We start from the raw sequence: 13,147 nt of genomic DNA, 5'->3' as shown, positions 1-13,147 counted from the left end.
ACGGCTCCTCAAGAGGTGTGTGGCATGCGGAGGTCAGCGGACGGCGCCCGCGGTCATACCCGCGATGACCTGCTTCTGGAAGGCCGCGTAGATCACCAGCTGCGGCAACAGGACGAGGGTGGCGGACGCCATCATGGCGCCGTAGTCGACGCTGTAGACGCCCTGGAACTGGGAGATCCCCAGGGACACGGTGGTGAGTGTGGGGTCGTTGATGAGTGTGACCGCGAAGGGGAACTCGTTCCAGACGTAGATGACGTTGAGGATCGCGAGGGTGGCGGCGACCGGCCGCATGAGCGGGAAGACGACCTTCCAGGCCATGCGCCACAGCCCGACGCCGTCCATCACCGCGGCCTGCTCTATCTCTTCCGGGAAGTCCCGCAGGAACCCGGTCAGCAGCAGGATGTTGAAGGGAATCGTGACGGCGATGTACGGCAGGATCAGGGCGAGGTAGGTGCCGAACAGGCCGAAGGCGATGTCGATCCGGTACACCGGGAACAGCAGGATGTAGACGGGGATGGCGAGTCCGGCGAGGAAGTAGTACCGGAGGGCGTTCTGCGTGCGGTGACCGCCTCTGCGGAAGACCATGCGGGTGAGCGCGAACGCCGCCATGTAGGAGATGACCAGTCCGACCGTGACCGAGACGACGGCCAGGATCAGGGTGTTCTTGTACATCACCAGCAGGTTGAGGGTCTTCAGGGCCTGCTGGTAGTTGGCCAGGGTGAGGTCGGAGAGGGAGAACGGGTGGGCCAGGATGTTGTCGTTCGTCTGGAACGACAGCAGCATGATCCACAGCAGCGGGAACAGGATCACGAAGGTGATCAGGTAGGCGGCCGCCGAGGCGACGATCACGCCGCGGCTGCGGCGCCGCGCCGTGCGCGGGAGGTCCTTCCGGACGGGTGCGGGCGCCGGCCGGGTGCGGACCCCGGACTCGGTGTCGGTGCTCAACTCTGCGTCTCCCTTCGGCGGTTGCCGAGGAACGTGGCCGCGGAGGCGAGCGAGCCGACCACGAACACCACTACCGCCAGGGCCATGCCGTAGCCGTACTGCTGGGTGGTGAAGGTGATGTGGTACATGTAGCTGACCATGACCTCGGAGAGGTGGACGGGGCCGCCGCCGGTGAGCGCGTAGGCGAGTTCGAAGACCTTGAAGACGCCGGTGACGACGAGGGCGGTCACGATGCCGAACGTCTCGCGCAGCATGGGGATCTGGATGTGCCGCAGCTGCTGCCATCGCGACGCGCCGTCCAGGCTGCCGGCCTCCAGCACGTCGCGCGGCAGCATGCGGATGCCCGCGTAGAAAATGGTGAGCACGAAGCCGATCTGCTGCCAGAGGTAGACGAAGGCGATCGAGTACGGACTCAGCGTGGGACCGCCGATCCACTGCGGGTGTGCGGGCACGCCGATCGCCAGCAGGAACGCGTTCACCAGACCGATCTGCGGGTCCAGGATGAAGATCCAGATCAGTCCGACGAGGATCGGCGCGACGATGGCCGGGGCGAAGACGAGCGCCCGCAGTGCGCCGCTGCCCCGGACCCGACCGCTGAGTAGCACCGCGAGCAGGAAGCCCAGGGGGATCAGCAGGAACAGGGCGATGCCGAGGATGATTCCGGTGTTGCGCAGGGAGGTCCAGAAGGCGTCGTCCTGCGCCATGTGCCGGTAGTTGTCGAGGCCGGTGAAGGCGGTGGCGGAGACGCCGTCGTAGTTCGTGAAGCTGTAGTAGAGCGAGTACAGGATCGGGTAGATCATGTACACGCTGTAGATGAGGAGGGCCGGCGCGACCATGAGGGCGAAGTGTCGGCGCGTGGTGAGCCAGTTCATGCCGTTCCTGTCGTTCCAGGCATGCCGGGGTGGGCTGCTGCGGACGGCTACTTGATGGTCTTCTGGACGTTCCGTGCGGCCTCTTCGGGGCTGAGGCTGCCGCCCATGACCCCGTAGAAGCTGTCGTACATGGCGCTGGCGGTGGCCGCGGAGACGACCAGGTCGGGCTGGGCCTTGGGGCTCTTCCAGCCGGACTTGGCCGCTTCGGCGAGGACGGCGGCGAAGACGGGGTCCTTCGCGCTGTCGATGTCCGGCTTGTACGTGGTGACCGGCGGCTGGGCGTTGTCGACGAGGATCTTCTGGCCCGCGTCGCTGTAGTAGAACTGGATGAACGCCTTCACCGCGGCGTACTTCTTCTTGTCCTCCTTCACCTTGGCGCTCACCACGAACGGCGCCGAGGGGACGTTCATGACGAGCTTCTGGTCTCCGACGCCGTCGGAGAAGGTCGGGCCGGCCCAGAAGCCGGTGCTCTTGCCCACCTGGCTCTTCTGGATCTTCTCCGCCTCCCAGACACCCGCGTCGAGGAATGCCGCCTTGCCGGCCGTGTACGAGGCGACGGCCTGCGCGTACGTCTGGGTGCTCATGTTGGCCGGGAAGGCGCCCGCCTTGGCGAGCTCGCGCACGTGCTCGTACAGGCGCAGGAAGTCGGCGTTGTCGTAACGGGCCTTGCCGGCAAGGATGTCCGGGTACTTCTGCTCGTATCCGAAGCGATCGAGCATGGTGAGGAAGGCCCAGACGCTGAACGAGGAGTTGTTCGCTCCCTGCGCGATCGGCACCACGCCCGCGGCCTTGAGCTTCTTCACCGCGGCGAGCAGGTCGTCGAACGTCTCGGGGACGGCGACCCCGTGCTCGCGCAGTACGTCCTTGTTGTAGTAGAAGCCGGTGATCAGCGCCTGGTACGGGACGCCGTACTGGATGCCGTCCTGTCGGAATCCGGCGAGCATGCTCGGGGCGAAGTTCGCCTTGAGGCCGTTCTCGGCGAGGATCGGGGTGAGGTCCAGCAGGTTGCCGTTCTTGACCATGGTCTTCGCGAGCGTGTCGTACACCCAGAAGATCTCCGGCAGCGTGCCGCTCTGCGCCGCGATGGTCATCCGCTGCTCGTGCTGGTCGACCGGCTGGCCCTCCAGCTTGATCTTCATGTCGGGGTGCTTCGCGTTGAACTCCTGGACCAGCTGGTAGGTCGCCGGGTCCTGCGTCTTGCTGTCCGGGTTGTGCATGGACAGCGTGATCAGACCGTCCGACGACGACTCGCCTGTGGTGTTCACCGCCGAGCCGCAGGCCGTGGCGGTGGCGAGCAGGGCGCTCGCGGTGGCGGTGATCAGGAGTCGGCGCGAGATGCCGGAGCGCTGTCTCGGCGGGAGGTGCGCGTGCTGAGGAGAGGTCGCCATGGTGCTGCTGCCTTCCGGGAACGGGGTGAGGCGGAAACCGGCGTGGGGGAGACGAGGGCTCCGGGGCGCTGATCTGTACGGGCCGTCGGGTCCGGGATGGAGGTCCGGTGCGCTCGGGCGTTCGTCGTGAGGACCGTCGTACGGCCCTGACGCAAACGTTTCGATGAAAGGTACTCGGGACGTCTGGGCTGTCAATACCGTGTGTCGGAGAAGTTTCCGAGATGGGAAGTCTCTTCGCTGGTCATGGCCATTGACGGCCATCGTCGGAGCGTGCGAAGGTCTGCGCAATCGTTTCGATGAGCCCATGGGGCGGACGCAGCGAATGGACGGCGGACCCACGGACCGATAGATCGTAGGGAAGCGTGGACCGACGGAACCCATGGAACGGACGGACTGGATCGCGGATCCGGTCCGATGACTTGAGGAGGTGTGGAGGCGGCAGTGGCGACGATCTCCGATGTCGCACGGATGGCTGGCGTTTCCACGTCCACCGTGTCGCACGTCATCAACGGCACGCGGCCGGTCCGCGACGAGACCCGCACCCGCGTCGAGGAGGCGGTCAGGGCTACGGGCTACCGGCGCGACAGCCTCGCTCGTGCTCTGCGCCGCTCGCGCACCGACTCCATCGGACTGATCCTCACGGACGTGGCCGAGCCCGCCTTCGCCGCCATGGCCCGCGGTGTCGAGCGGGAGGCCATGGGCGCCGGCTGCACCGTGCTGCTGGCCAACTCCGGCGAGGACGCCGAACTGGAGGCCCGCGCGCTGGAGGTCCTCGCCGAGCGCCGGGTCGACGGCCTCCTCATCGCCCCGGTCGCCCGGTCCCACCGCGAGGCCATCGCTGCGGTCATCGACCAGGGCACCCCGGTCGTCCTGATGGACCGGCTGGGCGGTGTCCGGGCGGATCAGGTGGGGGTGGAGAACACAGCACCCATGCGGGAATTGGTGCTGCACCTGGTGGCGCACGGCCACCGGCGGATCGCGCTGGCCGCGGGCGACACCGGTGTGTCCACCATCGCGGAGCGGCGGCGAGGCTACCTCGAAGCGCTCGACGAGGCGGGTATCACCGCTGACGACGCCCTGATCGTCACGGGCAGTGGCCGTGCGGACGACACCCGCGAGCGCATGCTGGGCGTGCTGCGGCAGCCTCAGGCGCCGTCGGCGGTGGTCGCCTCCAGTACCGAGACCGCCGTGGGCGTGCTCGAAGCGGCGAAGGGGCTGGGGCTGGCCACTCCGGAGGACTTCGCCTTCGCCACCTTCGACGGCTTCCCCCACACGGACCTGTTCCGCCCCGGCATCACCACGGTCACCCAGCCGGCCCACGAGATCGGTGCCACGGCGATGCAGCTGCTGCTCAGCCGCATCGCCGGCACGCTCACGTCTCGTCCCCGGACCATCCGCCTGGAGCCGGAGATCACGTACCGCGAATCCTGCGGTTGCCCGGCCTGAGACCCATCTCGAAGGGGCCGCGGGAGAGGTCCAGTCTCCCGCCGCCCGAGTTCAGCGACGAACCATCACTGAAGGGACCAGTTTCCCATGCCTTCCTCTGCCCTCGAACACCTCACCCGCCCCACGACGGCCCGCACCGCCCGCGTCTCCAGCTGGGACCAGCGCGGCCGCAACCAGGACTACTGGACCACTCCCGCCCACTCCAGCCGAGTCCTCGCCGACCTCGAGGGCCCCGGCCGGATCACCCACATCTGGATGACCCAGTTCTGCCGTCGCGCCCTCGGCCCCGGCCTGATCGACCCGCTGGAGGCCGACACCGTGGCCCCCGTGATGGAGATCCACAACGCGCTCGGCGTCAACTGGGAGGAACCGGATCCCGATTACTACCGCAAGGTCCTCATCCGGATTACCTGGGACGACGAGGAGGAGCCCGCCGTCCTCGTCCCGCTCGGCGACTTCTTCGGTATCGGCCACTGCCTGCCCAACAGCTACCAGTCGGCCCTGTTCACCGTGTCCGCCAAGCCGGAGGAATCACTGATCTTCGGTGGCAGCGCGGCCCTGAACTGCTGGGCGCCGATGCCCTTCAACAGGCGCGCGCGGATCGAGCTGGTCAACGAGAACGACCTGCCGATCCAGCAGTACTTCTACATCGACTACGAGCTGTTCCCGGACCCTCTGCCGGACGACACCCTGTACTTCCACGCCCGCTGGAACCGCAACAACCCCTGCAACGGCTGGGCCCCCGACATCCAGACCAACAGCCCCGAGGTCAACATCGCCGACCTCACGGGCGAGGACAACTACCTCATCCTCGAAACCGAGGGCCGTGGCCACTACGTCGGCTGCAACCTCTCCGTCCACCACCGGCAGGGCAGTTGGTGGGGCGAGGGCAACGACATGATCTGGATCGACGACGACTTCCTGCCCGACGGCTCCACCAGCTGGCCGCCCTCCCTGCACGGCACCGGCACCGAGGACTACTTCAACCACGCCTGGGGGATGCAGAAGAACGCCTACCTCTACCACGGCGCGATCGTCCACGAGGCCGACGTCCCCGGCTACTCGGTCAACTACCGCCTCCACGTGGCCGATCCGGTCCGCTTCGAGGAGCGCATCAAGGTCTCGATCGAGCACGGCCACGGCAACCACCTCGCCGACGACTGGGCCTCGACCGCGTACTGGTACCAGACCCTGCCCTCCCCGAAGGCCACCATCCTGCCGCTGGAGCAGCGCCTTCCCGTGCGCCCCGCCGGCCAGCCGATGCCCGCCGCCGCACCACGCACCGGCACGGTCGCCGAGGAGATCGCCGTGATGCGCGAGAAGTACCAGGCCCGCTTCGAACGCCACCTGGAGCACCTCGCCGAGCGCACCCGGCAGCGCGGCGAACGCTCGCTCCAGGAGTCCGAGGCCAACATCAAACAGGCCGCCGTCGTCCGCCGCCGCTACGACGAGCGTGCCCATGGCTGACACCCGACCCGCAGCCCTCGCTCCAGAGGCCGCCGCTTCCGGCGGGCGCCCGTCCACAGCCGACCCGCACTTCCCGGCCGTCCACCTGCGCCCGCCGGCGCACTGGGTCAACGACCCCAACGGCCTGGTCTTCCACGACGGCCACTACCACGTCTACTTCCAGCACAACCCGCACAGCGCCCGCCACGCCGACATGCACTGGGGCCACTTCCGCAGCTCGGACCTCATCCACTGGGAGCTCATGCCGGTGGCCCTGGCCCCCACGCCCGGCGGCGACGACCAGGGCGGGGTCTGGTCGGGCAACGCGGTCTCGCACGACGGCCGCCTCACCGCCTTCTACTCCGCCCGCCACCCCGGGCGTTGGCATCAGCCGGTGACCTCCGCGGTCTCCTACGACGGCGGTACGACGTTCACGAAGCGCGGCTGGCTGCTGGTCCCCGAACCGCCCGCCGGGACGACCATGTTCCGCGACCCCTACGTGTGGAGGGACGGTGACCGATGGCGGATGCTCGTCGGCGCCGCCCTCGCCGACGGGCGCGGAGCCGCCCTGGAATACGCCTCCGACGACCTCGACGACTGGCACTACCAGGGGGTCTTCCTGGCCCGCCCACCCCATCTGCTGCCCGGTGGCCGCAACACCGAGGAAGGCTGGGAGTGCGCCCAGTACGCCGCCTTCCCCGACGGCACCGGGGCCGTCCTCGCCAGCGCCTGGGACCCGGAGGACGGTGCGAGTTGCGTCGTCTACTGGCCAGGCCGCGAACAGGACGGTGAGTTCCGCGCCACGGCGCCCAGGCTCCTCGACCACGGCCCCGACTTCTACGCTCCCGCCTTGCTCCGGGCGCCCGATGGGCGCTGGCTGATGTGGGCCTGGATCTGGGAGGCCAGGGACGAAGAACGTGTCGGCGCCCCCAGCACCTGGACCGACGAGGCCGGCTGGGCGGGGATGCTGTCGCTGCCCCGTGAACTGGCACCGGGCACGGGCGGCGAGTTGATCCACCGGCCGGCCCGCGAACTGCTCGCCCTGCGCGGCGAGCGCAGGATCGCCGCCGCCGGCGAGGCGCGTGCGGGGCAGGGGGAGGACCTCGGCGAGGTGGCCCGGGCAACCGACCTGACGGTGACCCTGGAACGCGGCGGACACTTCCGGCTGCTCACCTCACCGGACGGAACGGAACACCTCGATGTCCTCCACGATCCGGCCAGCGGTGAGTTGGTCGTCGACCGCGACCGCGCCTCCCTCGACCCCCGTGCGAAGGGCGGCCGTTGGCACCTCCCGCCGGAAGGGCGCACGGCGACCCTGCGGATCCTGCTGGACCACTCGGTCGCCGAAGTCTTCACCGCCTCTGGCCGCACCCTCACCGTGCGCTTCTACCCTGTCGGCGAGGGCCCTTGGCGCGTGCAGATGGGCACCATGAGCGTGGCGTCCGCCGCGTACGCGGTCGAGGCGTGGGATCTGACCGCACCGGTGTGAGCCGAACTGGCAAGCGGCGCTTCCCGCCGAGAGGATCAAGCCTCCGGCAGCACCGGAGCAGGGAGCTCGGCCGAGCCCCGGACGATCAGTCGGGTGGGGACGGTGATGGTGCGGGCGCGGGAGCGGTCGCCGTCCAGGCGGGCCAGGGCGGTCGTCGCTGCCGATCGGCCGATTTCCTCGGGGTCCTGGGCGACGACCGTCAGGGCCGGTTCGAGTGCCTCGGCAAGCTCCACGTCGTCGAAGGCGACGACGGCGACGTCCTTCCGCTTGCTGCGGGCGAGTTCGGCGACTATCCCCAGCGCGACGATGTTGTTGCCGGCGAACAGCGCGGTGGGGGGATCCGCCAGGCCCAGTAGCTGGGACGTGGCGGCGGAGGCCCCGTGCTGGTCGTGGGCGTTGGTGACCAGGGAGCGGTCGTAGGGGAGGCCGGCTTCCTGCAGGGCCGCGCGGTATCCGGCCAGGCGCTCGCGGCGTGTGTAGAGCTTGGTGGGAAGGTCGCCGATGAAGCCGATGCGCCGGTGGCCGTGGGCGATGAGGTGGGCGACGCCCTCGTGGGCGCCCGCGCGGTTGGTGCTGACGACGCTGTCCGTGGCCAGGCCCGCGCCCGGACGGTCGACGAAGACGACGGGCAGGCCCGCGGTGCGGTGGCTCTTGAGGTGTGAGTGGTCGGCGCCGACGGACGGCACGACCATCAGGATGCTGACGCGGCGCGCGAGGAACTTGTCCGTCAATGCGCGTTCGCGGTCGGGATCGTCTGCGGAGGAGCCCATGAGCAGGGTCAGGCCGCGGTCGCGGACCGTGTCCTCGATGCTTCTGGCCACGGCACCGAAGAAGGGGTTGCCGAGGTCGGGGATGACCAGTCCGATGGTGGTGTCCGGTCCGCCGACGCGGATGTTGCGGGCCATGAGGTTCGGCTGGAAGCCGAGCTTGGCCACGGCGGCGAGAACCTGTTCCCTGGTCCGGGCCGAGGCGGGTCCGTCCTCGTTGAGGACACGGGAGACGGTCTTGGCGCTGACGCCCACTTCTCGGGCGACGTCTGCCAGGGTGGGGCGGCGGTTCGCTGCCATGGAGGAAACAGTCTCCTGTGCTCGTCGGTTCCGGCCGCGGCCTCGGCCGGAACCTGTGAGTGCTTCAGCTGTACGTCAGTTGGCCTGGACGCCTGCGGCCTTCGCCGCCTCGGAATCCGCTACGACAGTACCTCCGGCCTCATCGACGGTGAGCGCGCCGGTCATGATGGCGACGACCTCCGCCATGGAGTAGTCGGAGGGCTTGATCATGGCAGCGCGCCGGCCGAGTCGGTGGACGTGGATCCGGTCGGCGATCTCGAAGACGTGCGGCATGTTGTGGCTGATCAGGACGACCGGCATGCCCTTGTCCCGGACGCGGCGGATGAGGTCCAGGACCTGGCCGGATTCCTTGACACCGAGGGCGGCGGTGGGTTCGTCCATGACGACGACGCTGCGGGCCCAGGCGACGGAACGGGCGACCGCGACGGCCTGCCGCTGTCCGCCGGAGAGGGTCTCGACCGACTGTGTCAGCGAGCGCAGGCCGATCTTCAGGTCGGCCATGTGCTCGGCGGCCTCCTGGCGCATGCGCTTCTTGTCCAGCATGCGGAAGACACTGCCGAGGACGCCGTGGCGGCGGAGCTCGCGCCCGAGGAACATGTTCGAGGCGATGTCCATGGAGGCGGCCACGGCGAGGTCCTGATAGACCGTCTCGATGCCGTGGGCGCGTGCGCTTTGCGGACCGGAGAACTGGATGGGTTCGCCGTTGAGGCGTATCTCGCCCGCGTCGGGGACCACCGCGCCGGTGAGCGCCTTGATCAGGCTGGTCTTGCCGGCTCCGTTGTCGCCGATGACGGCGAGGACCTCGCCGGGCAGCAGGTCGAAGTCGGCGCCGTCGATGGCGGTGACGTGGCCGTAGCGCTTGACCAGACCGCGGGCCTGTAGCACGGGGGTGGGGGAGGACGTGGCGGTCATCGGGCCTTCTTCCGGGAGATCTGGTCGACGGTCACCGCGAGGATCACCAGGATTCCGGTGATCAGGGTCTGGTAGATGGAGGCGACGCCCATCAGCTGCAGACCGTTGCGGAAGACGCCGACGATGAGGACGCCGATGAAGGTGCCCAGGACCGATCCGCGTCCGCCGAAGAGGCTGGTGCCGCCGAGGACCACGGCGGTGATGCTGTCGAGGTTGTCGGTCTGTCCTGCCTGGGGGTCGCCGACTCCGGTGCGGGAGATGAGCAGCAGGGCGGCGATGCCGTAGAGGAGGCCGGCCACGGTGTAGACGCCGATGGTCAGCCGGGAGGTGCGGATGCCGTTCAGCCGCGCCGCTTCCTGGCTGTTGCCCAGCGCGTAGACGTGTCGGCCCCAGCCGGTGCTGCTCAGCGCGTAGGCGAGGAGGAGGAACAGGGCGATGGTGACCAGGGAGCCGTAGGTGATGTCGGTGTGGCCGAGCGGGAAGGTCTGCCCTAGGGCCGTCAGCGGGCCGGGCAGGCTGGTGACCGTCTGCTCCTCGGAGTAGATGTGGGTCAGCGCGAACGCCACGTTGAGCATGCCGAGCGTGACGATGAACGGCGGCAGCGGGATCTTCTGCACCAGCAGCCCGTTGAGCAGCCCGAAGCCGCCGCAGACGGCTATGCCCAGAGCGATGGCGACGAGCGGGGGCAGGGAGCCCTCGGCGGCCATCTTGGCGATCACGATGCTGCCGAACGCCATCACGGCACCGCACGACAGGTCGATGCCCGCCGTGAGGATGATCAGGGTCTGTCCGATGGCGAGGGTGCCGACGACCATGACCTGCTGCACGATCAGCGAGAAGTTGCCGCCCGTGAGGAACTGGTCGGTCGAGAGGGAGAAGAAGACGCAGGCCAGGAGGAGGGCGACCAGCGGGCCGGTGGTCGGTGCCGTGAGCAGTCTGCGGGCCGTGGTCGGTGCTTTGAGCTCGGCGTACGGCGTGGTCGTGGCTGTCATGCGAAGTCCTTGTCGGAAGACAGAAGTCGTTGTCACTCCTTGTCGGAGGACAAGAGGACAAGGGGGCGGTCGTCCCCGGTCGGGGAGGAGGGGCCGGCCGCCCCGCTGAGGGGAGAGGCGGTGTCGTACGGTCCTCGGGGCGGCTCAGCCCCAGCAGTTCTCCAGGCCGTAGGCGGTGTCCTTGGACGCGACCCCGTCCTGCGCCTTGTCGGAGATCAGGGTGACGCCCGTGTCGGTGTAACCGGACGCCTTCTTGCCGTCCTTGGCGTACGTCACTACGGCCTTGACGCCCTCGGCGGCCATCTTCAGCGGGTACTGCTGAGACGTTGCGGCGATCTTGCCGTCCTTGACCGCCTGGGTCCCGGTGCAGCCGCCGTCGACGGAGACGATCAGCACGTCCTTCTCCCGGCCCTTGGCCTTGAGCGCGGTGTACGCGCCCAGCGCGGCAGGTTCGTTGATGGTGTAGACGACGTTGATGTCCGGCTCCTTCTGGAGGCAGTTCTCCATCGCCGTCTGGCCCTTGGCCTGGTCGCCCCCGGTGTCCTGGGAGCAGACGACCGCCGGGTCCTTCTCCTCGATGCCGAAGCCCTTGAGGAAGCCGTTGTGCCGCTGGACGCCGACGGAGACACCTGGCGCGAGGTCGAGGGTGGCTATCTTGGCGGCCTTGCCCTTCATCGCTGCCTTGGCGTACTCGCCGATCAGCTCGCCGGCCTTGAGGTTGTCGGTGGCGAAGAGGGCGTCGACCGCGCTGTCCGGCTCGGTCGGGGTGTCCAGGGCGATGACCAGCACACCCTTGGCGCGGGCCTTCGCGATCGCGGGCACGATGGCCTTGGAGTCGCTCGGGGTGATCAGGATGCCCTTCACGCCGGAGGCGACCATGTTCTCGATGGCCGTGACCTGACCGGCGTTGTCGCCGTCGAACTTGCCTGCAGCGGTGACCAGTTGGGCGCCGTTTTCCTTGGCGGACTTCTCCGCGCCCTCCTTCATCTTCACGAAGAACGGATTGGTGTCGGTCTTGGTGATCAGACCCACCTTCACGCTGCCCGAACCGGTGCTGGCGGAATCGGATCCGGAGCCGGATCCGCAGGCCGTCAGGGTGAGGGCTGCGATGCCCGTGCACGCAGCGACTCTGAGGAGAGAGAGGGGCAGACGAGGGGTGCGAGACATGAACGACTCCTGCGGGATTGCGAGCGGCGCGGCCGGCATCGGAGCATGCCGTCCCGAGGTGTCATCGTTGACTTATGTCATCGTTGACACTGCATGGCGAGGATGATGGACTCCGTCTCCCGGAAACGTCAATGCCCTGCACTCGTCACAAATCGGCAACGCCCGCGGCCGCCACCCACCCGTAGCCGTCCGGCAGCTGTGCCACGACGCACCCGGTTCGCCCGTACGTTCGTCAGAGAAGAGCAGCCCATGACCTCGCGTCAGATCACCGTCCTGGGAGAGTGCGTCGCGGACGCGTTCGCCGAACCCGCAAGCACCTCGAACGAACTCGCCCTGCGCGTGCTGCCCGGCGGCGGACCTGCGAATACGGCGGTGGCCCTGGCCCGCCTTGGTACCCCGGCCCGCTTCCTCGCGCGGTTGTCCGGCGACGTGTTCGGCCGCCTGTTCCGCGCCCACTTGGAGGCGTCCAGGGTGGACCTGTCGAGCGCCGTCCCGGCCGCGGAGCCCAGCACACTGGCCGTGGCGGAGCTGGACGCCCAGGGGCAGGCCGCGTTCTCCTTCCATGCGCAGAACACCGCCGACTGGCAGTGGACGACCGAGGAACTGGCGCGGGTGGACCTGTCCGGAGCCGCCTGTGTGCACACCGGATCCCTGGCCCTGGTCCGGGAGCCCGGGGCGGCGGCGGTGGAGGACTTCCTGGCGGCGGCCGCCCCTCAAGCAACCATCAGTATCGACCCAAATGTCCGGCCGCTACTGGTGCACCCTGACGTCTACCGCGCCCGGCTGGCGCACTGGTGCGCCCTCGCCGACGTGCTCCGGCTGAGTGAGGACGACCTGGAACTCCTGCTGCCGGACACGCCCCCCGAGCAGGCGTGCGACATCTGGCACGCGGCCGGGGCGCGGCTCGTCGTGATCACGCGCGGTGCCGACGGCGCCGTGGCCTCACTCGACGGCGAACGGATTCAGGTGCCCGCGGTGGCGACGAAGGTCGTCGACACGGTCGGGGCGGGGGACTCCTTCACCGCCGGGCTGCTGCACCACCTCGGCGCCCGCGGACTCCTCGGTGGCCGGCTGACGGAACTCCCTCTGGACGATGTCGCGGAGGCCTGCCGGTTTGCCGCTCAGGTCGCGGCTCTGACCTGCTCGGTTGCTGGTCCCAATCCGCCGTGGCAGAGCCAGTTGACGCAACTCGCCACAGCCGACGGCGTATGACGGGCAGGCGGGCCGCGTAGGGGTACATCACGCCCGAACCGGTTGACGCATGGGCCGGATTGCCCCCATCATCGGGCCACTTGATGTCATCGATGACACAAGTCAACGATGACACCCCTTGTCGGCGTCGCGGACGACGGCGCTGACAAGACGTCACTCTTCGGTCGGTCCGCGCCGTGCAGCAGGCTCCGCTGCGCGGACGGCCGCGGCA

11 protein-coding genes are annotated in these 13,147 nt (G+C 68.8%); 4 read left to right on the top strand and 7 right to left on the bottom strand.

All coding sequences use genetic code 11. The features are described 5' to 3' along the window. Positions 1–33: 33 nt before the first annotated feature. Genes ACFY0T_RS19595 through ACFY0T_RS19585 form a run of 3 tightly spaced genes read right to left on the bottom strand, consistent with a single transcriptional unit; the run spans position 34 to position 3,205 of the window. Complete coding sequence (locus ACFY0T_RS19595) at positions 34–945, bottom strand: carbohydrate ABC transporter permease (protein ID WP_388871724.1); 912 nt, start codon at positions 943–945, stop codon at positions 34–36. After that, the gene (locus ACFY0T_RS19590) at positions 942–1,817 is read right to left on the bottom strand and encodes a carbohydrate ABC transporter permease (RefSeq protein ID WP_388871721.1); all 876 of its coding nucleotides are present in this window, start codon (positions 1,815–1,817) and stop codon (positions 942–944) included. The genes ACFY0T_RS19595 and ACFY0T_RS19590 overlap by 4 nt, the downstream gene beginning before the upstream one ends. 47 nt (positions 1,818–1,864) lie before the next feature. After that, positions 1,865–3,205 (bottom strand): ABC transporter substrate-binding protein, encoded by a 1,341-nt coding sequence (locus ACFY0T_RS19585; RefSeq protein WP_388871718.1) that lies wholly within the window; start codon positions 3,203–3,205, stop codon positions 1,865–1,867. A gap of 441 nt (positions 3,206–3,646) precedes the next feature. Here ACFY0T_RS19585 and ACFY0T_RS19580 point away from each other — a divergent pair, with 441 nt between their 5' ends. The 3 genes from ACFY0T_RS19580 to ACFY0T_RS19570 all read left to right on the top strand — a co-directional run bounded on the left by ACFY0T_RS19580 (position 3,647) and on the right by ACFY0T_RS19570 (position 7,586). After that, a complete protein-coding gene (locus ACFY0T_RS19580) occupies positions 3,647–4,651 on the top strand; it encodes a LacI family DNA-binding transcriptional regulator (protein ID WP_388871715.1) in 1,005 nt (334 codons plus the stop codon). Positions 4,652–4,738: 87 nt separating this feature from the next. Then, a complete protein-coding gene (locus ACFY0T_RS19575) occupies positions 4,739–6,118 on the top strand; it encodes a glycoside hydrolase family 172 protein (protein WP_388871712.1) in 1,380 nt (459 codons plus the stop codon). Beyond that, positions 6,111–7,586 carry a glycoside hydrolase family 32 protein gene (locus tag ACFY0T_RS19570; RefSeq protein ID WP_388871710.1) on the top strand — a complete coding sequence of 492 codons (1,476 nt, stop codon included), beginning with the start codon at positions 6,111–6,113 and terminating at the stop codon, positions 7,584–7,586. Before ACFY0T_RS19575 ends, ACFY0T_RS19570 begins: the two co-directional genes overlap by 8 nt. A gap of 35 nt (positions 7,587–7,621) precedes the next feature. On the opposite strand, the gene ACFY0T_RS19565 is transcribed toward ACFY0T_RS19570, so the two are convergent. The 4 genes from ACFY0T_RS19565 to ACFY0T_RS19550 all read right to left on the bottom strand — a co-directional run bounded on the left by ACFY0T_RS19565 (position 7,622) and on the right by ACFY0T_RS19550 (position 11,724). Then, positions 7,622–8,653, bottom strand: a complete 1,032-nt coding sequence (locus ACFY0T_RS19565) for a LacI family DNA-binding transcriptional regulator (protein ID WP_388871707.1) — start codon at positions 8,651–8,653, stop codon at positions 7,622–7,624. A gap of 75 nt (positions 8,654–8,728) precedes the next feature. Next, positions 8,729–9,565 (bottom strand): ATP-binding cassette domain-containing protein, encoded by an 837-nt coding sequence (locus ACFY0T_RS19560; protein ID WP_388871704.1) that lies wholly within the window; start codon positions 9,563–9,565, stop codon positions 8,729–8,731. Next, positions 9,562–10,557, bottom strand: a complete 996-nt coding sequence (locus ACFY0T_RS19555) for an ABC transporter permease (protein ID WP_388871701.1) — start codon at positions 10,555–10,557, stop codon at positions 9,562–9,564. The genes ACFY0T_RS19560 and ACFY0T_RS19555 overlap by 4 nt, the downstream gene beginning before the upstream one ends. Before the next feature lie 144 nt (positions 10,558–10,701). Next, positions 10,702–11,724 carry a sugar ABC transporter substrate-binding protein gene (locus ACFY0T_RS19550; protein ID WP_388871699.1) on the bottom strand — a complete coding sequence of 341 codons (1,023 nt, stop codon included), beginning with the start codon at positions 11,722–11,724 and terminating at the stop codon, positions 10,702–10,704. 249 nt (positions 11,725–11,973) lie between these two features. Here ACFY0T_RS19550 and ACFY0T_RS19545 point away from each other — a divergent pair, with 249 nt between their 5' ends. After that, entirely contained in the window at positions 11,974–12,936 is a 963-nt protein-coding gene (locus ACFY0T_RS19545; protein ID WP_388871696.1) for a carbohydrate kinase, read from the top strand. The last annotated feature ends 211 nt before the right edge of the window (positions 12,937–13,147 follow it).

This window comes from Streptomyces sp. NPDC001530 (assembly GCF_042894545.1).
Taxonomy (GTDB): Bacteria; Actinomycetota; Actinomycetes; order Streptomycetales; family Streptomycetaceae; genus Streptomyces.
The sequence above is the reverse complement of the archived record's forward strand: the minus strand, read 5'-3'. Positions and strand labels throughout refer to the sequence as shown.